Here is a 20755-nt window from a genome sequence, read left to right as displayed (position 1 = left end):
AGGTCCGTGTCTTCCTCACTGCCCCAGCCGTTCCAGAAGCGCCGGCACGTGCACCTGGTCCGCCTTGTAGTTGCCGGTCAGCACGTACATCACCATGTTGGCGCCGGCCCGGAAGGCGATCTCGCGCTGGCGCGGCTCACCGGGCGTGAGCGGCAGCATCGGCTCGCCCGAGCGCGAGACGGCCCAGGCGCCGGCCAGATCGTTGGAGGTGATGATGACGGGGGACACGCCGTCGCCGGCGCGGGCGGGGCGGTCGGCATCGTCGCGGGCGGCGGGGAGCGCCTCCACCCAGGTGGTGCCGCCGGTGAAGCGGCCGGGGAAATCCTTCAGGAGATAGAAGGCCTTGGTGAGCACGTGGTCGCGCGGCACCGGCTCCAGCTCGGGGATGTCGAGGCGGGAGAGAATCTCCTTCAGCCGCGCCTGCGCCGGGGTGAGCGGCGCGCCGGGTCCGCCGGGGGATTCGATGGCGTCGCGGGTGTCGAAGATCACCGTGCCGCCCTGCTTCATATAGGCGTCGATGCGCGCCAGAACCGGCTGCGCGGGCACCGGTGTGTTGGCGAGGATGGGCCAGTAGAGCACGGGGAAGAAGGCGAGTTCGTCCTTCCCGATATCCACCCCCATGGCCTCGCCGGCCTGCAGCGCGGTGCGCTGGGCGAGGAATGTGGCGAGGCCGTCGAGGCCGGCGCGGGAGATGTCGTCCACCTCGCTGTCGCCCGTCACCACATAGGCGAAGCGGGTCTGCGTGGTGGCCTTCAGCGCGAAGCTGTCGTCGGCCCGCACCGGAGTGGGCAGGAAGGCGCCGGCAGAGGCGCCCAGTATAACGGCCGCGAGCAGGATGGCGGCGGCTCCTGGGCGCGGCCGCGTCCCGCCCATGCGGGAGAGCCCGCCGGCGAGGAACAGCACGGCTAGCGCATCCAGCAGCAGCAGCACCATGGCGCCGATGAGGATCGGCCCGCGCATGTCGCGCGGCGCGCTCTCCTGCAACGGCTCCGTGCGCCCGCCCAGCGCTGACAGATCAAGCGCCTTGGGGCGGTCGGCCGGGAGCAGGGTGTTCACCGCCACGAGGCCATCCGGCGGACCGTAGAAGCCGGGCGGATGGTCGGCGGTGGAGCGGCCGCGATAATCGGCGGGCAAAGCGCGTGCGGTGGGGCCGGCGGGGCGGAAGGCGCCGAAGCCATCGAGCACGCGGGCGGGTGGCAGCGCCGCCACATCCGGCCGTCCGGCGGGCTGGACCGCAGCGCCGGCAGGCGCCGTCTCGGGCGGGGGCGGGGCGTCGGACAGGGCAACCACGTGGCGCAGCATCTCAACAAATGTGCCGGAAAGGGGAAGGTTCGACCAGGACGTGTCGCCGGTGACGTGGAACAGCACCAGCGCGCCCTTGCCCCGGCGGGTGCCGGTGACGAGGGGCGTGCCGTCCGCCAGCGTCGCCCAGGTGCGGTCGCCAAGGGTTCCATCAGGCTCGGCGAGCACCTGCCGGTTCACCGTCACGTCGTCGGCGGGCTTGATGTCGCGGAAGGGGCCTTCCGGCGTCAGGGAGCCGAGCTTCTGCGGCGTCTCCCACGAGAGGGAGCCGCCCAGAACACGGCCGCCCCGGCGCAGGCGCACCGGCAGGAGGTCGTCCTGCGCATTGGCGAGGCGCGGCCCGGCAAAGCGGATGAGCACGCCGCCGTCTTCCACGAACTTGGCGAGGCGGTTGCGGGTGGCGGGCGGGATGGTGCCCACGTCGGTCAGCGCCAGCACGGGCAGGCGCTGGTCGAGGAAGCGGTTGATGTTCTCGGTGGCCGATCCCGTCTCAGCCACGCGCAGGTCGGCAAACGGGCCGAGGGCGCGGGAGAGGTAATAGGTCGGCGCCAGAAGCGGCTGCCCGGTGTCGGTGGAGGTGCCGGAAACGACGCCCACCGAGCGCCGCCGCCAGCGCTTGTCGAGGAGCTGGACGGCGCCGGCCGAGTGCTCGCCGGCAATCTCCAGCCGCGCCACTTCGTTGCGCAGCTCCACCGGCAGGTCGAAGCGGGCATCCACCTCGCTCGTGCCCTCCGGCAGGGTGAACGGGGCTTCGGCGAGCACAAGGCCGCGCATGTCGCGGGCCGTCACCCGGCCGGCGCGCGGGGCGCCGGCGGTGGGGCGCAGCACCTTTACCGTGAGCGCCTCAGCGGCATTCTCTGCGCCGGCCAAGGCCAGCGGCTCGGCAACACCGCCGCCCACCACCAGCAGACGCGCCCCGGCGCCGAGGTCGGCGAAGGCGCGTGCGGTGTCGGGATCGGCGCCGAGGTCCACGCCGTCGGAAATATAGACCACGCCGGCATTGGGCTCGGTGCCGAGGAGGCGCCCGGCCAGAGCCAGCGCCTCCTTGCGGGCCGGCGCATAGGGCACCGGCTCCAGCGAACGCAAGCGGTCGCGGGCGGCGGCGGGAGTGGAAAGGGTCGCCTCACGCGGCACGTCGCCGGTGGGGATGAGCGCGACGCCGCGCCCGTTGGTCTCGGCTTCGTCGATGAGGGCTGCGGCGGCGCTGCGGCGCGCCTCCCAGCTCGCGGCGGCGGGCCAGCCCTGATCGATGACGAGGAGAAGCGGCCCCGAGCCGGAGGGCGCGGCTGCGGGCGGATTCCACATGGGGCCGGCGGCAGCGAGGATCACGAGGGCGGCGAGCAGCATCCGCAAGGCGGTGAGCCACCAGGGCGTGCGCGCCGCGCTCTCCTCCTTGGGGGTGATGCCAAACAGCAGGCGCAGCGGGGGAAAGCTGACCTCGCGCGGCTTCGGCGGCACCACGCGCAGCAGGAACCACAGCAGCGGCAACGCCAGGAAGGCGGTCAGCAGCAGCGGCGCGGAAAAGGCGAGGGGAAGACCGAACATCAGGCCGGCCCTCCGGACACATAGGCATGTCCGCCGCCCTTGGGCATGGCGGACGGGCCACCGCCCACGCTCATGCGCTGGTGCAAAGCGAGCAGCATTTCGCTGGCCGGCCGGTCGGTGCGGTGGATGGCGAAGCTCCAGCCCAGGCGTTCGGCGGCAGCCCGGATGCGGGTGCGGTGCTCCACCAGCTTCAGGTCATAGTCGGCCCGCCAGCTCTCCGCCCGGCCCACGGTGAGGCGCGCGCCGCCCTCCGGCTCGCGGAATTCGATGCGCCCGGAGAAGGGGAATGTCTCTTCGGTCGGGTCCACGATTTGCACCAGATGGCCGTGAGCGCCCGAGGCGGCCAACATGTGAAGCCGCTCCGAAATCTCCTCGGCGGGGCTCCAGAAATCGCTCAGCAGCACGATCTCGGAGAGCGGGGAGGGGCCGAATTCGGGCGGCAGGCTCGTCGGCAGGCGGGGCGCCAGCACCACGGCCTCAGCCATGCGCTCGACGATGCGGCGGTTGGCGGAGGGGCGCATCAGTTCGGGAATGCCCACGCGCTCGCCGCCCTTCACCAGGAGCTCGGCGAGGGCGAAGGCGACCACCAGTGCCCGCTCGCGCTTCGGCGCCTGTCCGCGGGAGGCGTAATCCATCGAGGCGGAGAGATCGGGCCAGATCCACACCGTGTGGCTCGCCTCCCACTCGCGTTCGCGGACATAAAGATGATCGTCGCGGGCGGAGCGGCGCCAGTCCACGCGGTTGGCCGGCTCGCCGTCCACGAAACGGCGATACTGCCAGAAATTCTCACCCGTGCCCGCGCGGCGCCGCCCGTGCAGGCCGTGCTGCACGCTCATGGCGATGCGGCGCGCCTCCAGCACGAGGCGCGGCATGGCCGCCGCGAGGTCTGCGGCGGCGAGGGCGGACGTCTCTACGGCGTGACGCTGCGCGTCCTCGGGCGAGCCTTTTTGCGGGGCGTTGGCCATGGAAGCGGCCATGGGCGCGGGCCGGTCCGCGCTCACCCGAGCCGCTCGGTGAGGCGGCGGATGATGTCGGTGACGCTCTGGCGCTCGGCGCGGGCGGCGAAGGTCAGCGCCATGCGGTGCTTCAGCACCGGCTCGGCGAGGGCCACCACGTCGTCGAGGGACGGAGCATAACGCCCGTCCAGCAGAGCGCGGGCGCGCACCGCCAGCATCAGCGCCTGGCTGGCGCGCGGGCCGGGGCCCCAGGCGATGTAAGCCTGCTCCGGCCCTTCGGCGCCGGGACGGGCCGAGCGGACGAGGGTAAGGATGGCTTCCACCACCGATTCGCCCACCGGAAGGCGGCGGACGAGGCGCTGGGCGGCGATGAGATCGTCCACCGTCATGGCGGCGCGGGGCTTCTGCTCCTCCGCCGAGGTGGTCTCGAACAGGATGCGCCGCTCGGCGTCGCGATCCGGATAATCGACGTCGATCTCCATCAGGAAGCGGTCGAGCTGCGCCTCGGGGAGGGGATACGTGCCTTCCTGCTCCAGCGGGTTCTGGGTGGCGAGCACGTGGAAGGGCTTGGGCAGGTCATGCCGCTCGCCGGCGACGGTGACGTGATATTCCTGCATGGCCTGCAGCAGGGCCGACTGGGTGCGCGGGGAGGCGCGGTTGATCTCGTCCGCCATTAGGAGCTGGGCGAAGATCGGCCCCTTGATGAAGCGGAAGGCCCGGCGGCCGCCGGGCGATTCCTCCAGCACCTCAGCTCCGAGGATATCGGAGGGCATGAGGTCCGGCGTGAACTGCACGCGTCGGGCATCAAGCCCGAGCACGGTGCCCATGGTGTCCACGAGTTTGGTCTTGGCGAGGCCTGGCACGCCCACCAGCAGCGCGTGGCCGCCGGCGAGGATGGTGATGAGCGCGCGCTCCACCACCGTTTCCTGGCCGAAGATGACGTTGGAGATGGCCGCGCGGGCGGCCTTCACATGGGCGGCGGCGGCTTCCGCGTTGCGGATGATCATCTGGTCGAGGTCGAAGGTCTCGCCGGCAGCCGACATATGCTCATCTCCTACACGCCAAATACGAACCGCACGCCAGAATCGCCTGCACGCCCAAATTGCCTGCATGCCGAACACGCACCGCAAGCTTGCTGCCAAAAGCGGCAACAAAACGCCTCCGGCCTTCATCCGCCGGACCGTTTCGCCCTTTGCCTGTTTAAGGGGCAACGGGCGGGCCGGTCCATGCGCCGGCCTGGGACGGATGCCGCACCGCGGGGCCCCTATGCGGTCTCCTCGCGAAAAGGCCCGTCTCGCGAAGTCTTGCAAACGTCGCGCCACCCGGACAGAGAGCTTACGATATGATGCGCGCCCGTCGAGCCCCCGCGGAGACGACGCGGGTGCGCCGCACTCACGTCATCGCGAGCCAGCCCCCTTTCGCAGCGTGACATGGCCAAGGAGACCAGATGCCTGCCCCCGCGCCAGACACGCCAGCGATCCCGCCCCCCACTTCCGATGTGCCGTCGGCCTCGGGCCGGCTGGAGGCGCTGATGGCGGCCGCGCGTGCCGGCGGCGGCAAGGGGCCGGCGCCGGTGGAGCTGTGGAACCCGCCCGATTGCGGCGACATGGACATGGTGATCCGTGCCGACGGCAGCTGGACCTATATGGGCACACCCATCACCCGCCCGGCTCTGGTGAAGCTGTTCGCCTCCGTGCTCGCGCGCGAGGGCGAGCGCTTCGTCCTGAAGACGCCGGTGGAGAAGGTGGGCATCCGGGTCGAGGATGCCCCGTTCCTCGCGGTGGATCTGGCCGTGGAATCGGCGGCGGAGCCGGATGCGGCCGTGGGCCGCACCGCGAATCGCATGCTCGTCTTCCGCACGAATCTGGACGACGTGGTGCGCTGCGGCCCCGGCCACGAACTCCGCTTCGCTCCTGGCTCCGGGGAGGGCGAGGTGGTGCCTTACCTGCATGTCCGGCGGGGGCTTGAGGCGCGGTTGTCGCGCGCCGTCCATCTGGACCTCATGGATCTCGGGGAGGTGCGGGAGGAGGGCGGCGTCCCCATGTTCGGCGTGGCGTCGGGCGGCCTATTCTTCCCCATCCTGCCGGCGGCCGAACTGGGACTGGACTGATGCGGGCGTCCGATGATGCGTTCTCCGAGGCCAACAGCGCAGGCGGCAGCCTCGACGATTTCATGCGCCGCGCGACGGAGCGCCTGTCGCGGGAGCCGCCTCCCTTCTATTCGGAAAGCGCCTTTCTCACCCTGAACGGCGACCACGCCTTGCAGCCGGAGAAGGTCAGCCTCATTCCGCAGGACCGTCCGCGACACGCGGCGGTGCTCGTGCCGGTGATCGCGCGGCCGGAGCCGACCATCCTTCTCACCCTGAGATCGTCCCACCTTTCGCAGCATGCGGGACAGGTGGCCTTTCCCGGCGGGCGCATCGATCCCGGCGACAAGGACGAGGTCGACGCCGCCTTGCGCGAGGCGCGCGAGGAGGTGGGGCTCGATTCGGCGCTGGTGCGTCCCCTCGGCTTTCTCGACGGCTACCTCTCCGGCACCGGCTTCTGGATCGTCCCGGTGGTTGGGCTGGTCGATCCCGCCTATACGCTCACGCTCAATCCCGCCGAGGTGGAGGAGGCGTTCGAGGTTCCGCTCGGCTTTCTCATGAGCCCGCGCAACCACGAGCGCCAGTCTCGGGAGTGGAAAGGCACGCTGCGGCATTTCTACGTGATGCCGTTCGAGGGCCACAACATCTGGGGCGCCACGGCTGGAATGCTGCGCAACCTTTACGAGAAGGTCTATGCCTGATGGCGCGCAGCCTGCTCATCGAACTGGCGCTGTTCCTCACGCCGTTCCTGCTCTACGGCGCCCTGCTGATCGCAACCAAGGGATCGGCTGTGCCGGCCAATTGGTCGCCACGTGCTCTCGCAATCACCGCCGCGGCGGCGGTGGCGTTGGTGGCGCTGGGGCTGTTCTTTTTCGAGCACGGCCGCGTGGCCCCGCCCGGCGCCCATTACGTCCCCGCGCAGACCAAGGACGGCGTGTTCGTGCCGGGACATTTCGAATGACCGCCAGCGTTGCCGGGGCCCCCTTCTGGGCGACGCCGGGCCTCGCGCCGCTCCTTGCCGTGCTGAATGGCAACGGGGAGGAGGCGCGGGTGGTCGGCGGGGCGGTGCGCAACGCTCTCCTCGGCCTGCCTGTGATCGACGTGGACATCGCCACCACGGCCTTGCCGCAAGAGGTCGTCGCCCGTGCCGCCCGCGCTGGCCTCAAGGCGGTGCCGACCGGCATCGAGCATGGGACGGTGACGGTGGTGTCCGGCCATCACGGCTACGAGGTCACCACCCTGCGGGAAGATGTGGAGACCGATGGCCGCCGCGCCGTGGTCCGCTTCGGCCGGAGCTGGCAACACGATGCGGAGCGGCGGGACTTCACCCTGAACGCGCTCTATGCGGCACCGGACGGCGCGGTGTTGGACCTCGTGGGCGGCCTCGCGGACCTTGAGGCGCGGAAAATCCGCTTCATCGGCTCTCCGGAAGCGCGCATCCGCGAGGACTATCTGCGCATCCTGCGCCTGTTCCGCTTCCATGCGGCCTATGGGGCCGGCGCGGTGGACCAAGCGGCCTTTTCCGGTGCCGTGCGCTTGCGGCAGGGCCTGCTGGCCCTCTCCCACGAACGGGTGCGCGCCGAATTGCTGAAGCTGCTCCTCGCCCCCGGGGCGGCGGCGACACTTGCCGTCATGAGCGACGCGGGTCTGATCCAGCCGCTGATCGGCGGCATCGCCGATGCCAACGCGTTCGCACGGCTGGTGGAAATCGAGGCGCTGTGGCGCGCAGAGGGCTGGAAGGTGCCGCCGGACGCCATAAGACGGCTCGCCGTCCTTGCCCTGCGCGTGCCCGACGATGCCGAGCGGCTGCGCGAAAAGCTGCGCCTGTCCAATGCCGAGGCGCGGCGCCTCGCCCTCATGGCCGGCCCTGTGCCGGACATTGCCGACGATGCGGCGGCACAGGCCTTCATCTACCGCACTGGGGCTGAAGCTGCGCGCGACCGCGCCCTTCTGGCGGCGGCTCACGGACGGATGGGCATGGAACGGATCGGCCGGCTCACCGCTCAATGGGCGGTGCCGCGCCCGCCATTCGGCTCAGCGGACCTGATGGCGCTGGGCCTCAAGCCGGGACGGGCGCTCGGAGCCGCCCTGCGACGGGCAGAGGCGGACTGGATCGACGCCGGCTTTCCCGAGGAGCCCGGTCGCATCGCCGCCCTGCTGCGGGCGGCGATCGCCGCGGATGATGGGTCGTCGTAGACCCTAGTCCTCGTCGTCTTCTTCCTCGTCCTCTTCCTCGAAATCGGCGATCTCGAGCTTCTCCACCGCGACGGCGGGCAGGGTCTCCCTGCGGAACTCGCTCACGTCCTCGGCGAACCACACCACCGAAATCTCCGTCTCGGAGGCGGTGACGACGGTGAGGGCGGGGCTGCCGGACTTGAGCTGAACGATGTCTCCGGGGGCGAACGCCATGGCTGTGTCTCCCGCTGTCTTGCACGACCGGCAGCGGATTTTTCCCTGCCGAAGCAATGTGGGAGGCTTAGCCGGGCTGTGTGACGATGCGATCACGGTTACGCAGATAGTAATCAAAGAAAGAGGGGAGCGCGTTGAGCCGGCGGATTTGTTCTATCCGGGTCATGACGAGCATGGACAGACCGTTGATTCGTATGACCTGGTTGTCCATCGCCGCTTCCACCGGCCCTGCGAGCGCCGTCGCGGCGGTCTTGGACGGCTGCCCTGTGCCGGGCGTCGCAGGATCGGTCGCTGCCCAGATGCGTGCGGGCAGGATCGCCTGGTGCAGTTCATCGAAGCAGTGATAGAAGATCACGAGCTGGTGCTTGGCGCTGCGCCAGTCCACGATGATAGGTCCCATCGGAACGGGCTTCAGGTCAGTAAATACCACATAGTCCGGCACTGCTTTCTTGTCGGTGCATTTGAAGCCGGCGCCGTCCAGCTTGGCGTCGCTGAGGGTGTCGGCCTTGGCGCCACTCGGGGCGACGTTTGAGCCCACGGGGGCAAAGCTGTACCGCGTGGATGCCAGTGTCCGGTTGTCATCGAGGTCGCTCGCCCAGTCGATATAAAGCTGGGCCTTGTAGAACAGGCGGTCGATGCCGGTTCGCAGTTCCATGCGTATTTTGGCATATTCGATGGCAACGTTTTGCGCCTGCTTGTGGAAATAGACCGCTTGATCTTGTGGAGCGTTCGCTGCGGCCTTGTACAGGAAGTACACTATCTGCTGAAGGTTCTGCGCCTTGGCCAACGTCCCAATAAGCTCATCGAATGTTTGCGTCGCGAGAGCGTAATCGCTTTTCGCCCGGTCGAGGGTCTTGTCGATCGACCACTGATTGAACTGAAAGAATGCGGTTGCAATCACCGCGACGAGGCTGAACAGGCTCAAATTCTTGATGAATGTCAGCGGTCCATCGAGCTCCGACAGGGCTTTCCGCCAGCCAGTGATCGGCGGCTGTGCATCTTTCGGATCCCTTTTGTCGGTGGATTTCTCGTCGCCAGAACGATGCGCATCGTCCCTTTCACCCTGTGTCATTGCCTGCCCCCTAAAGTTGAGGAAGCATGGTGAAATAGCCCAGGGATTGCATCCCCTAAACTGGGGACCCGATCACGGCCACTTCACCAGCGGGGGCATGGAGGAGAGGATGGAATCCACATTGCCACCCGTCTTGAGGCCGAAGATCGTGCCGCGGTCATACAGCAGGTTGAATTCCACGTAGCGCCCGCGGCGGATGAGCTGCTCCTCCCGGTCCTCCGGCGTCCACGGCGTCGCCATGTTGGCGCGCACGAGGCGGGGATAGACATCGAGGAAGGCGAGGCCCACGTCGCGGGTGAAGGCGAGATCGTCTTCCCAGTGGCCGGTGCCGGCGGCGGCGGAATCGAGATAATCGTAGAAGATGCCGCCGATGCCGCGCATCTCGTTGCGGTGCTTGAGGAAGAAATAGTCGTCGCACCACGCCTTGTAGCGGGTGTAGTCCGCCACCTTGTGGGCGGTGCAGGCGGCTTCCAGGGCCTTGTGGAAGGCGATGGTGTCTGAATCCTCCTGCGTGCGCCGCCGGGCGAGCACGGGGGTGAGGTCCGCCCCGCCGCCGAACCACGCCTTGGTGGTGACGACGAAGCGCGTGTTCATGTGCACGGCCGGCACATGCGGGTTCGCCATGTGGGCGATGAGCGAGATGCCGGAGGCCCAGAAGCGGGGATCCTCGGCTGCCCCGGGGATCTGGGCGCGGAACTCGGGGGCGAACTCGCCGAACACGGTGGAGGTATGCACGCCCACCTTCTCGAACAGCCGACCGCGCATGAGGGCCATGGTGCCGCCGCCGCCCGGCGCACCCGTGTGGTCGGTGCGCGACCAGGGCGTGCGCACGAAGCGGGCGGGGGAGGGGCCGTAAAGCGCGGGATCGGCTGCTTCCTCCAAAGCCTCGAAGGCGGCGATGATGCGGCCCTGGAGTTCCTCGAACCAGGCGCGGGCCTCGGCGCGGCGGGCATCAAGCAGCGCATTGCCGGGCTCGGCGGGGGCGGCAGGCTCTGTGGCGGCAGGCTTGGGGTTTTCCATGGGCGTTCCGCCTTTGGTGTTCTTCTGGCTGGCGGCGCTTCTATCGCCTCCCTGCGGCGGAAGAAAGCTCAGGCCGGCAGCCCGCCGGTCTGCCGCAGCGCCTCGGCGAGGACGATGCCGGCGCTGACAGCGACATTGAGCGAGCGCACACCCGGCCGCATGGGAATGCGTACGCGCGCATCCGCCGCGTCATGCACCTCCGGCGGCACGCCGGCGGACTCCCGGCCGAACAGGATCACGTCTTGGGGCTCGAAGGAGAAGCCGAACAACGGCTCGGCGCCGGCGGTGGTGAGGAGGACAAGGCGCCGGCCCTCGGCGCGCCGCTCCGCATCGAAGGAGGCAAAGGAGGCGTGCCGCCGCCAGACCACCTGGTCGATATAGTCCATCCCCGCGCGGCGGAAACCGGCATCTCCCACCGGGAAGCCTGCCGGCTCGATGATGTGCACTTCCGCCCCCAGGCAGGCGCCGGTGCGCAGAATGGCACCGGCATTCTGCGCGATGTCCGGGCAATAGAGGGCGATGCGCAGGGTCAAGAGAGGGCTCCGGCGGGGACGCCGCCGGAGCGGGTCGTCAGGTCAGTTGCTGCAGGTCATCTTGTTCCAGGTCGAGCTGAGCGGGAACAAGGTGAGCGTCAGCTTGGTCGGCGCGGGGACCGAGTTGTAGCTGCTCTGCTCGCACACGTCGTCATACGGGAAGGTGTAGGCCTTGCCGTTCAGGGACGCCGAGTGGATGTACTGGGAGTAGAGGTTCTGCGGCAGGCCCTGGTACGGCTTCACCGAGCAGTTCGAGATGCTGTTGGTGCTGTTGATGAAGGTCGAGCGGAGGAACGCGGCCTGCATCCACCTCTGCAGGCTGGCGACGGGCCCCGAATCGCCGCTGGCGAACGTGGGGCCATTCTGCCAGAGATCCTTGGACGACGGCTTGTTGAAGACCGTGGCGGCGCCGCCCGTCGTCGGCTTCAGCGTGATCTGGGTGCTAGAGGTCGTTCCGGTATACGGGGTCGTGACGCTCCCGACCTGGTTGTTCAGGGTGAAGCTCTTGCCCGCCTTGGAATAGGTGCTCAGAACCAGAGCGATGTAGCTGTCCCAGTAATTGGTCGGAAATTTATAGCCGGCCTCCATCCCGTGGTTGGGGCTGAGGACCTGGGTCGGACGCCCCTTTTTGTCGGTGATGAGCAGAGTGCTCCACGGAGGCGTCGCGACGAGGGCCTTGACGACAGTCTGGGCCGAGTTGGAGTCGGTAAAGCCTGCCGTCACCGTCTTGGACGCGTTCTGCAGCACCATCTTCATGGGGATGCCGAGTGAATCCACCTGCGTCGTGTTGACGTTGAAGTTGTTGTCCGGCCCCCACGTATATTCAGCGAAGTCGATCACCGAGGTGTGGTTCTTGCTCGACGTGTTCCAGGGCGCCGGTGAATTGGGCGCAAGAGGCCCGCTGCCGTTGCCCGTCGGAGTGACCGTGAGATAGGAAGGCTGGCAGAAGGAAATATAGATCCGCCCGGAATTCAGGCGCGGAACATTAAAAGTATACGTGCTTGTAGAGTCGGTATTGAATCCGTAGTCGGACGGCGTGTTATTCAATGTGTTCAGCGGTTTTGTTTGTCCTGCCGCATTGCTCACCAGATAAGATGTGGGATTAGATGGGTCCTGGCCATAGACGGTGACATACATCTTACCGGTAATGCCGGTGTTGTTGACGATCGTCACTGGAACCGTCTGGGCATGGGCGGCTCCTGCCGCGCCGATGCTGGCCACTGCCGCCAGGCAGGCCAAAGTGCGTTTTGCCATTCGTTTCTCCCCGTTCTGATTGGGCGCGCGGCACACCCGCCCTCGCGGTCCGGGACGGGCGGGGCCGACACCGGCAGGACGGGGCAGACTGCGCCAAAGGAAAGCACGGCCACGCTACCGCTCGACTGGCGGTAGTGCAATGCTTGATCTTAACCATAGGTCGGAGGCGCGGGCCTCGGAGATCCTTGGCGGCTGCCGTTTGGCGGTATCCGTGGGGCACCCCGTCCCGACCTTTCGCTGCGACATGGAATTGTCGCAGTGCAGGACCGCGTGCCGCATCGCCATGATCTGGACAAGATGGGGCTAGGGTGCAATTAGAGGCGCTTGAAATTGGCGGCTCGCATGTCCATGCGGCTGCCCTGTTGCGTGCGGCCTGTTGCCGGCGGTTTCAGAGGCCGGCGGCTGCGGGACGTGCATCGGGACGACAACATTATCGGGGACTGCGCCGTGGCACATACGGAGACGTCGGACACGACGACGCGTCGGGACTTCCTCTACATCGCAACCGGCGCCGTGGGCGCCGTCGGTGCCGCCGCCATGGCGTGGCCCTTCATCTCCCAGCTTCAGCCCGACGCGTCCGTGCTCGCGCTCTCCACCACCGAGGTGGACCTGTCCCCCATCGCCGAGGGGCAGATCGTCACGGTGCAGTGGCGCGGCAAGCCCATCTTCATCTCCCACCGCACCCCGGCGGAGATCAAGTCGGCGGTGGACACCCCCCTCTCCGACCTCAAGGACCCGCAGCCCGACTCGGCGCGTGTGAAAACGGGCAAGGAGCAGTGGCTGGTGGTGATCGGCATCTGCACCCATCTCGGCTGCGTGCCGCTCGGCCATCAGGGCCAGTACAACGGCTGGTTCTGCCCCTGCCACGGCTCGGTGTACGACACCTCCGGCCGCATCCGGCAGGGACCGGCACCGCTCAATCTCGAATTGCCGCCCTACGCCTTCACCACCGACACCAAGATCGTGATCGGCTGACGCGCGCATCGTCGCCGCTTTCAAAAAGGTTGGACTCATGGAAGGACATTCCACCTACCAGCCCAAGGGGAAGGTCGCGCAGTGGTTCGAGAGCCGCTTGCCGATCGTCGGGCTGATCCATTCCTCGGCCATCGCCTATCCGGTGCCGAAGAATCTCAACTACATGTGGACCTTCGGCGCGATCCTGAGCTTCATGCTCGTCTGCCAGATCGTCTCCGGCGTCGTGCTGGCCATGCACTATGTGGCCTATGCCCCGGTGTCGTTCGCCCGCGTCGAGCACATCATGCGCGACGTGAACTACGGCTGGCTGATCCGCTACATCCACGCCAACGGCGCCTCGATGTTCTTCATCGCGGTCTACATCCACATCTTCCGCGGCATGTACTACGGGTCCTACAAGGCCCCGCGCGAGGTGCTGTGGATCCTCGGCGTCATCATCTACCTCCTCATGATGGCCACCGCCTTCATGGGCTACGTGCTCCCCTGGGGCCAGATGTCGTTCTGGGGCGCCACGGTCATCACCAACCTCTTCTCGGCCATTCCCTGGGTCGGCACCACCATCGTGGAGTGGCTTTGGGGCGGTTACTCGGTCGGTGATCCCACGCTCAACCGCTTCTTCTCGCTGCACTATTTGCTGCCCTTCATGATCGCCGGCGTGGTCGGCCTCCACATCTGGGCGCTTCACCATGTGGGTCAGAACAACCCGGACGGCGTGGACATTAAGAACGTGGCGAAGGACTCGGTGCCCTTCACCCCCTACGCGACGATCAAGGACATCTTCGCGATGGTGGTGTTCCTGATCTTCTTCTCCTGGTTCATCTTCTACATCCCGAACTATCTCGGCCACTCGGACAACTACATCCCGGCCAACCCGCTCTCGACGCCGGCGCACATCGTGCCTGAATGGTACTTCCTGCCGTTCTACGCGATCTTGCGCTCCATCCCGGACAAGCTCGGCGGCGTGCTCGCCATGTTCGCGGCGATCGCGGTGCTGGCCTTCCTGCCCTGGCTCGACACCTCCAAGGTGCGCTCGGCCAAGTACCGTCCGCTGTTTCGCCAGTTCTTCTGGGTGTTCGCGGTGGTTGCCGTCCTCCTCGGCTACATGGGCTCCCAGCCCGCCGAGGGCGGCGCGCTCATCATCTCGCGCATCCTGACGGCCTACTACTTCATCCACTTCCTCGTCATCCTGCCGCTGCTCGGCCTGTTCGAGCGCCCCAAGCCCGTGCCGGCCTCCATCGCGGATGCCGTGCTCGCCAAGGCGAAGGGCGGAGCGGTGGTGGTCGCCGGGGCGGCCGGTCCCGAGACCAAGTGATCGGCGCGGAGAGAACAGCAATGACCATTCGTAGCTCTCTCTTCGGTGCCGTCGCGGCGGCACTGCTCCTGACAGCGGGCGCCGCCGGCGCCCGTGCCGAGGACGCCCACGCCCAGCCGCGTCCGCATCGCATGTCGTGGTCCTTCGCGGGTCCCTTCGGCATGTACGATCCGGCGCAGCTGCAGCGCGGCTTCAAGGTGTTCAAGGAAGTCTGCGCCGCCTGCCACTCGGCCAATTACCTGTACTTCCGCAACCTCGCCCAAGAGGGTGGCCCGCACTTCACCGAGGCGCAGGCCAAGCAGGTGGCGAGCGAGTACCAGATCACCGACGGTCCGAACGATGCTGGCGACATGTTCCAGCGTCCGGGCCGCCTGTCCGATCACTGGCCGGCGCCGTTCCCGAACGACAACGCCGCCCGCGCCGCCAACGGCGGTGCCCTGCCGCCGGACTTCTCGGTGCTGGCCAAGGCCCGCTCCTACCATGTCGGCTTCCCCGGCTTCATCACCGACGCCTTCATCCAGTACCAGGAGCATGGCGTGGACTACATCCACGCTCTGCTTACGGGCTATGAGGATGCTCCGGCCGGCGTCCATCTGCAGCCGGGCCTGAACTACAACGTCTATTTCCCCGGTCACCAGATCGCCATGCCGAAGCCCCTCAGCGACGGCCAGGTGGACTACACGGACGGCTCGCCCCAGACGGTCGACCAGTATTCCCAAGACGTGGCGGCCTTCATGATGTGGGTGGCCGAGCCGCACCTCGACCAGCGCAAGCGCATCGGTTTCCAGGTCATGATCTTCCTGATCGTGCTCGGCGGCCTGCTCTACTTCACCAAGAAGAAGGTGTGGTCGAACGTCGCTCACTGATCGGGCGCGCCCGCGCGACGTCCGACCGAACGATCAAGGGCCCCGCGAGGGGCCCTTTTTCGTTTCTGCTCCTCACCGATCACGACTGCGCGGCATGGGCGCTTTTGGCGGCTGCGCTGCTTTCCCCCGTGCCGTCGCCGCCTTAGCTTCTCCGCCAAACCGGAGCCTGTCATGACCCCAGCCGACTTCGCCGCGTCCATCCGCACCATCGAGAATTATCCCAAGCCCGGCATCCTGTTCCGCGACATCACCACCCTGCTCGGCGACGCCCGCGCCTTCCGCCGGGCGGTGGACGAACTGGTCCAGCCCTGGGCGGGCGCGAAGATCGACAAGGTGGCCGGCATCGAGGCCCGTGGTTTCATCCTCGGCGGCGCGGTGGCGCATCAGCTCTCGGCCGGCTTCGTGCCCATCCGCAAGAAGGGCAAGCTGCCCCACCAGACGGTGCGCATGGCCTACGCCCTCGAATATGGCGAGGACGAAATCGAGATGCATGTGGACGCCATCACGCCCGGCCAGAGGGTGCTGCTGGTGGATGACCTGATCGCCACCGGCGGCACCGCCACCGGCGCGGTGAAGCTGCTTCAGACCTGCGGGGCGGTGGTGGAGGCGGCCTGCTTCATCGTCGACCTGCCGGGCCTCGGGGGCGCCGAGAAGCTGCGCGGGATGGGTGTGTCGGTCCGCACACTGGTGGCCTTCGAAGGCCATTGATCCGGCAGCGGCCCCGGGAGCCTCAGATCAGCCGGAGGCCCTTCAGGCTCGCGTGCCCGTCCTTGCCGACGATGATGTGGTCGTGAACCTCGATGCCCAGTGGCTTCGCCACGTCGATGATGCGGCGGGTCATGTCGATGTCGGCCCGCGAGGGCGTGGGGTCGCCCGAGGGGTGGTTGTGGCAGAGGATGAGCGCGGAGGCGGACACTTCCAGTGCCCGCTTCACCACCTCGCGAGGATAGACCGGCGCGTGATCGACGGTGCCGGTCTGTAGCACCTCGTCGGCGATCAGCTGGTTGCGCTTGTCGAGGAAGAGCACCCGCACCTGCTCGCGATCGGCATAGGCCATGGCGGTGCGGCAATAGTCGATCACCGCGCTCCAAGATGACAGCGCCGGCCGCCGCTTCACCTGCCCCTTGGCGAGCCGCTGGGCCGCCGCCTCCACCACCTTCAGCTCGGTGATGATGGCGTCCTTCACGCCGGGCACCTCTGCCAGCAACTGCACGGGTGCAGCCACCACCTCGGCGAAGGAGCCGAAGCGGTCCACGAGCGCCTTGGCGAGGGGCTTCACGTCCCGTCGCGGGACGGCGCGGAACAGCACCAGCTCCAGCAGCTCGTAGTCGGCAAGGGCCTGCGACCCAGCCGAGCGGAAGCGCGCGCGAAGCCGGTCGCGATGCCCGTGGAAGTGGGGCGCCTCGTTCAGGCCGTCTTCCGGAGCTTCGGCCATCCGGCTCCCTCAGGCGGTGATGTAAGGCGGCTTGTGATAGCCCTTGGGGCTCAAGGTGAAGATCTCGACGCCGGTCTCCGTCACGCCAACGGCATGCTCGAACTGGGCGGAGAGCGAGCGGTCCCGCGTCACCGCGGTCCAGCCGTCGGAGAGCACCTTCACATGCGGGCGGCCGAGATTGATCATCGGCTCCACGGTGAAGATCATGCCGGGCACCAGCTTCGGCCCCTCGCCGCGACGGCCCACATGCACGATGTTGGGCTCGTCGTGGAAGACCTGCCCGACGCCGTGGCCGCAGAAGTCGCGCACCACGCTCATGTGCTGCGGCTCCACGAACTCCTGGATGGCCGCGCCGATGTCGCCCACATGCGCGCCCGGACGGATGGCGCGGATGCCCCGCATCATCGACTCATAGGTCACGTCCAGCAGCCGCTCCGCCCGGCGGGGGATGGCGCCCACCGGAAACATGCGGCTCGAATCGCCGTACCAGCCGTCAACCACCAGTGTGACATCCACGTTGACGATGTCGCCGTCGCGCAGCGGGCGGGCGTTGGGCATGCCGTGGCAAACCACGTGGTTCACCGAGGTGCAGACCGAATAACGGTAGCCGCGGTACATCAGGGTGGCAGGGTAGGCGCCATGGTCCATGGCGAAGTCGAAGATGAGCTCGTCGATGGCGGTGGTGGTCACCCCCGGCCCGATCATTTCCGCAACGGCATCGAGCGCCTTGGCGGTCAGCGCGCCGGCCCGCCGCATGCCCTCGAAGCCTTCCGGCCCGTAGAGCTTGATATGGCCGGTCTTGCGCAGCGGCGCATTTGCCGCCTCAACATAGTTCATGGCGCTGCCTTCACGGACGACGCGCGAAGCCGTCCTCAATCTCGGAATTCAGTCTACACAATTAGTCCTTGCCCGCGTCAAAGCAAGCTTGGTCGTCATCTTGGCCTTGCAGAATCTCGGGCCCGGGCGGGTTTCCGGCGATTTCGTGCGGCTGGCGCGACCCGGTAAGATCGCCCGATCCGAATCGTGATGAGCTCCATGTCCATTCGCCGCCTACCCCCCGTCCTCATCGACCGCATCGCCGCCGGCGAGGTGGTGGAGCGGCCGGCTGCGGTGGTGAAGGAGCTGGTGGAGAACGCGCTCGATGCCGGGGCGCGCAGCATCGAGGTGGTGATCCAGGCTGGCGGGCGGCGGCTCGTGCGCGTCACCGACGACGGCTCGGGCATGGGGCCGGACGATCTCGCCTTGTGCGTGGAGCGCCACGCCACCTCCAAGCTCTCCGGCGAGGACCTGCTGGCCATCGCCACCCTCGGCTTCCGCGGAGAGGCGCTGCCCTCCATCGGCGCCGTGGCGCATCTTGCCATCGCCAGCCGCCCGCCGGTTGCCGCCCATGCCTTCGAGGTGCGCGTGGATGGCGGGGTGGTGACGCCGCCCCGTCCGGCGGCCCTGGGCGGCGGCACGCGGGTGGAGGTGCGCGACCTCTTCTATGCGACGCCCGCCCGGCTCAAGTTTCTCAAGTCCGACCGGGCGGAAGGCGTGGCAGCGGCGGACGTGGTGCGGCGCCTGGCGCTGGCTCGGCCCGACGTGGCCTTCACCCTCGCCACCGACGAGCGCGCTCCGGTGACGTTCCCCTCGCGCCCGGACGACGAGGCCGGCCGCGCTCAGCGGCTCGCCGATGTGCTGGGTGCCGATGCGGGGCGCAATGTCATCGCCGTCTCCGGCGTCCGGGAAGGCGTGCGGCTGGACGGCCTTGCCGGCCTGCCCACCTTCTCCAAGGCCAATTCGCTGAGCCAGTATCTGTTCGTCAACGGTCGCCCGGTGCGCGACAAGCTGCTGATGGGCGCGGTGCGCGCGGCCTATGCCGACCTGTTGCCGTCCGATCGCTATCCCGTGCTGGCGTTGTTCTTCACGCTCGATCCGCGTGACGTGGACGTGAACGTCCATCCCGCCAAGACCGAGGTGCGCTTCCGCGACGGGGGCAACGTCCGGGCGCTCATCGTGCGCACGCTTTCCGATGCGCTGGCCGCCCGCATCCCGTCCACCGCCGCCAGCATGGCGGATCGCCTCGTGGCGCTGGCGCAGACGCCCAGCCTTCCGTCCCGTGCCGCTCCGGGCCTTGCGGAGCCGGAGCGCGGCGGCGCCTTCGCGGGCTTCCGGGCGGCACCACGGCTTGATTACGACTGGCGACAGTCGCCGGCGCGTCCCGAGCCCTTCCGGTCCGGCGAGGAGCAGGTGCGCCTCGAGATCGCCGAGCCTTCGGCCGATGCTCGCGCCGATGCCGCGCCGGTCTCGGCCGTCGATCTCGACCGGCCTCTGGGGGCAGCCCGCGCACAGCTGCACGAGACCTATATCGTCGCCCAGACCCGCGAGGGCCTCGTCCTCATCGACCAGCACGCGGCCCACGAGCGTCTCGTCTACGAGAAGCTGAAGGCGGCTATGGAGCGGGACGGAGTGGCGCGGCAGGGGCTGCTGATCCCGGCCGTGGTGGATCTCGACCCGGCTGATGCCGACCGCCTCACCGAGCGCGCCGCCGACCTCGCTGCTTTGGGGCTGGTGCTGGAGTCGTTCGGCCCCGGCGCGGTGCTGGTGCGGGAAGTGCCGGCTTTGCTGAAGGATGCGGACGTCACCCGTCTCGTCACCGACCTCGCCGAGCATGCCGCCGAGTGGGACGATGCGCTGCCGCTGGAGCGGCGCCTGCTGCATGTGGCCGCCACCATGGCCTGCCACGGCTCGGTGCGGGCGGGGCGGCGGCTGAGGGTCGAGGAGATGAACGCGCTGCTGCGCGAGATGGAGCAGACGCCCAATGCCGGCGAGTGCAACCACGGCCGGCCGACCTTCGTCACGCTCTCCCTGAAGGATGTGGAGAAGCTGTTCGCCCGGCGGTAGGTGAGGCTGTTCACACGCGTGGCGCCGTCATCCCCCGGCTGGTCCGGGGGATCCACTCATCCGCTGGTCCTGCTCGGAGAGGATGGACACCGCCCCGGCCCAAAAGGGAATCGCCCGCACAAGGCGGGCGATGACGGCCACGGGATGTTGGACGAGCGCGGGAGCCCGCCCGTCTCAGGCCTTCTTGAGCAGCTTCTGCAGGTCGCGGCGGATCAGTTCGTTGCCGGCGATGATGTGGCCGTTGTCCAGCATCTTGTCGCCGTCATCCATGTCGGAGACATAGCCGCCCGCTTCGCGCACCAGGACGATGCCGGCCGCCATGTCCCACGGCGACAGGTTGCGCTCCCAGAAGGCGTCGAAGCGGCCGGCCGCGGTCCAGGCGAGGTCGATGGCGGCGGAGCCGGTGCGGCGCAGGCCCGAGACCTGCGGCTGCACCAGTTCGAGCTCGCGGTTGAACTGGGCATGGTCGCCCCGGCCCATGTGGGGCACGCCGCAGCACACCACGCAATCGGCCAGCTTGCGCCGCGCGGCGACGCGGATGCGCCGCTCGTTGAGATAGGCGCCCTGGCCGCTCTCGGCCACGTAGAGCTCGTCGCTCACCGGATTGTAGATGACGCCCGCCACCGGCACACCGTTGCGCACCAGCGCCAGCGAGATGGAGAAGATCGGGATGCCGTGCAGGAAGTTGGTGGTGCCGTCGAGGGGGTCCACCACCCAGGTGTTGGCTGGGTCGGTGCCTTCCACTGCGCCGCGCTCTTCCATCAGGAAGCCGTAGTTGGGACGGGCGCGGGAGAGTTCGGCGAAGATGGTGTCCTCGGCCTTGCGGTCGGCGGCGGAAACGAAATCGCCGGGGCCCTTCATGGAGACCTGAAGCTGCTCCACCTCGCCGAAGTCGCGGGCGAGCGTGCGCCCGGCCTTGCGGACGGCCTGGACCATGACAGTGATGAGGGGCGAGCGGATCATGAAAAACCTGACGTGAGGCCGAAAGCCGGCGCGCCCGGCGCCGGGGCAGCGGGCAGGGAAAGCGATTGAACCAGCGTTTGCCCGCCTTAGCTGCCCCCGTCAAGGCGCGTTCGGCCGCGCCCCGGGATCGTTTGGAGGTAGCCG

At 68.1% G+C, this 20755-nt stretch carries 20 protein-coding genes; 9 read left to right on the top strand and 11 right to left on the bottom strand.

Going from position 1 to position 20755, the window contains the following annotated elements:
- Positions 1-15 precede the first annotated feature (15 nt).
- Genes FHT36_RS05190 through FHT36_RS05180 form a run of 3 tightly spaced genes read right to left on the bottom strand, consistent with a single transcriptional unit; the run spans position 16 to position 4810 of the window.
- Positions 16-2847: a DUF4159 domain-containing protein gene (locus FHT36_RS05190; protein WP_169121384.1), complete on the bottom strand. Its 2832-nt coding sequence runs from the start codon at positions 2845-2847 to the stop codon at positions 16-18.
- The gene (locus FHT36_RS05185) at positions 2847-3812 is read right to left on the bottom strand and encodes a DUF58 domain-containing protein (RefSeq protein ID WP_169121518.1); all 966 of its coding nucleotides are present in this window, start codon (positions 3810-3812) and stop codon (positions 2847-2849) included. Before FHT36_RS05185 ends, FHT36_RS05190 begins: the two co-directional genes overlap by 1 nt.
- A 32-nt stretch (positions 3813-3844) precedes the next feature.
- Entirely contained in the window at positions 3845-4810 is a 966-nt protein-coding gene (locus tag FHT36_RS05180) for an AAA family ATPase (RefSeq protein ID WP_407077058.1), read from the bottom strand.
- A gap of 440 nt (positions 4811-5250) precedes the next feature.
- Here FHT36_RS05180 and FHT36_RS05175 point away from each other — a divergent pair, with 440 nt between their 5' ends.
- The 4 genes from FHT36_RS05175 to FHT36_RS05160 are packed head-to-tail and all read left to right on the top strand — an operon-like array spanning position 5251 to position 8085.
- Positions 5251-5913, top strand: a complete 663-nt coding sequence (locus FHT36_RS05175; RefSeq protein ID WP_169121382.1) for a DUF1285 domain-containing protein — start codon at positions 5251-5253, stop codon at positions 5911-5913.
- Positions 5913-6590 (top strand): CoA pyrophosphatase, encoded by a 678-nt coding sequence (locus FHT36_RS05170; RefSeq protein ID WP_169121381.1) that lies wholly within the window; start codon positions 5913-5915, stop codon positions 6588-6590. The genes FHT36_RS05175 and FHT36_RS05170 overlap by 1 nt, the downstream gene beginning before the upstream one ends.
- Entirely contained in the window at positions 6590-6850 is a 261-nt protein-coding gene (locus FHT36_RS05165) for a DUF6111 family protein (protein WP_169121380.1), read from the top strand. Before FHT36_RS05170 ends, FHT36_RS05165 begins: the two co-directional genes overlap by 1 nt.
- A complete protein-coding gene (locus FHT36_RS05160; RefSeq protein WP_169121379.1) occupies positions 6847-8085 on the top strand; it encodes a CCA tRNA nucleotidyltransferase in 1239 nt (412 codons plus the stop codon). Before FHT36_RS05165 ends, FHT36_RS05160 begins: the two co-directional genes overlap by 4 nt.
- Before the next feature lie 3 nt (positions 8086-8088).
- Here the strand turns inward: FHT36_RS05160 and FHT36_RS05155 are convergent, their stop codons facing one another.
- The 5 genes from FHT36_RS05155 to FHT36_RS05135 all read right to left on the bottom strand — a co-directional run bounded on the left by FHT36_RS05155 (position 8089) and on the right by FHT36_RS05135 (position 12177).
- Positions 8089-8298 carry a YodC family protein gene (locus FHT36_RS05155; RefSeq protein ID WP_169121378.1) on the bottom strand — a complete coding sequence of 70 codons (210 nt, stop codon included), beginning with the start codon at positions 8296-8298 and terminating at the stop codon, positions 8089-8091.
- Positions 8299-8365: 67 nt separating this feature from the next.
- The gene (locus FHT36_RS05150; protein WP_169121377.1) at positions 8366-9370 is read right to left on the bottom strand and encodes a hypothetical protein; all 1005 of its coding nucleotides are present in this window, start codon (positions 9368-9370) and stop codon (positions 8366-8368) included.
- A gap of 72 nt (positions 9371-9442) precedes the next feature.
- Positions 9443-10390 carry an oxygen-dependent coproporphyrinogen oxidase gene (gene hemF, locus FHT36_RS05145; RefSeq protein ID WP_169121376.1) on the bottom strand — a complete coding sequence of 316 codons (948 nt, stop codon included), beginning with the start codon at positions 10388-10390 and terminating at the stop codon, positions 9443-9445.
- 68 nt (positions 10391-10458) lie between these two features.
- On the bottom strand, positions 10459-10923 hold the full coding sequence (locus FHT36_RS05140; protein ID WP_246702005.1) for a tRNA (cytidine(34)-2'-O)-methyltransferase: 465 nt from the start codon (positions 10921-10923) through the stop codon (positions 10459-10461).
- Positions 10924-10965: 42 nt separating this feature from the next.
- Positions 10966-12177, bottom strand: coding sequence for a beta-1,3-glucanase family protein (locus FHT36_RS05135; RefSeq protein ID WP_169121375.1), 1212 nt, complete (start codon positions 12175-12177; stop codon positions 10966-10968).
- Positions 12178-12624: 447 nt separating this feature from the next.
- Between FHT36_RS05135 and petA the strand changes: the two genes are divergently transcribed.
- From petA to FHT36_RS05115, 4 genes are all read left to right on the top strand, one after another.
- Positions 12625-13152, top strand: coding sequence for a ubiquinol-cytochrome c reductase iron-sulfur subunit (petA, locus tag FHT36_RS05130; RefSeq protein WP_169121374.1), 528 nt, complete (start codon positions 12625-12627; stop codon positions 13150-13152).
- 37 nt (positions 13153-13189) lie between these two features.
- On the top strand, positions 13190-14464 hold the full coding sequence (locus tag FHT36_RS05125; protein WP_169121373.1) for a cytochrome b/b6: 1275 nt from the start codon (positions 13190-13192) through the stop codon (positions 14462-14464).
- 20 nt (positions 14465-14484) lie between these two features.
- Positions 14485-15330, top strand: a complete 846-nt coding sequence (locus FHT36_RS05120) for a cytochrome c1 (RefSeq protein ID WP_169121372.1) — start codon at positions 14485-14487, stop codon at positions 15328-15330.
- Positions 15331-15501: 171 nt separating this feature from the next.
- Positions 15502-16038 carry an adenine phosphoribosyltransferase gene (locus tag FHT36_RS05115; RefSeq protein ID WP_169121371.1) on the top strand — a complete coding sequence of 179 codons (537 nt, stop codon included), beginning with the start codon at positions 15502-15504 and terminating at the stop codon, positions 16036-16038.
- A gap of 22 nt (positions 16039-16060) precedes the next feature.
- Here FHT36_RS05115 and radC read toward each other — a convergent pair whose 3' ends face one another.
- Positions 16061-16765, bottom strand: coding sequence for a DNA repair protein RadC (radC, locus tag FHT36_RS05110; protein ID WP_024279755.1), 705 nt, complete (start codon positions 16763-16765; stop codon positions 16061-16063).
- Between the two features lie 9 nt (positions 16766-16774).
- Positions 16775-17602, bottom strand: a complete 828-nt coding sequence (gene map / locus FHT36_RS05105) for a type I methionyl aminopeptidase (RefSeq protein ID WP_169121370.1) — start codon at positions 17600-17602, stop codon at positions 16775-16777.
- 198 nt (positions 17603-17800) lie between these two features.
- Between map and mutL the strand changes: the two genes are divergently transcribed.
- Positions 17801-19648 carry a DNA mismatch repair endonuclease MutL gene (gene mutL, locus FHT36_RS05100; protein ID WP_169121369.1) on the top strand — a complete coding sequence of 616 codons (1848 nt, stop codon included), beginning with the start codon at positions 17801-17803 and terminating at the stop codon, positions 19646-19648.
- Positions 19649-19822: 174 nt separating this feature from the next.
- On the opposite strand, the gene FHT36_RS05095 is transcribed toward mutL, so the two are convergent.
- Positions 19823-20611 (bottom strand): inositol monophosphatase family protein, encoded by a 789-nt coding sequence (locus FHT36_RS05095; RefSeq protein ID WP_210257556.1) that lies wholly within the window; start codon positions 20609-20611, stop codon positions 19823-19825.
- Positions 20612-20755 lie beyond the last annotated feature (144 nt).

It is taken from the genome of Xanthobacter sp. SG618 (assembly GCF_012932745.1).
GTDB classification, from domain to species: Bacteria; Pseudomonadota; Alphaproteobacteria; order Rhizobiales; family Xanthobacteraceae; genus Xanthobacter; species Xanthobacter flavus.
The sequence above is the reverse complement of the archived record's forward strand: the minus strand, read 5'-3'. Positions and strand labels throughout refer to the sequence as shown.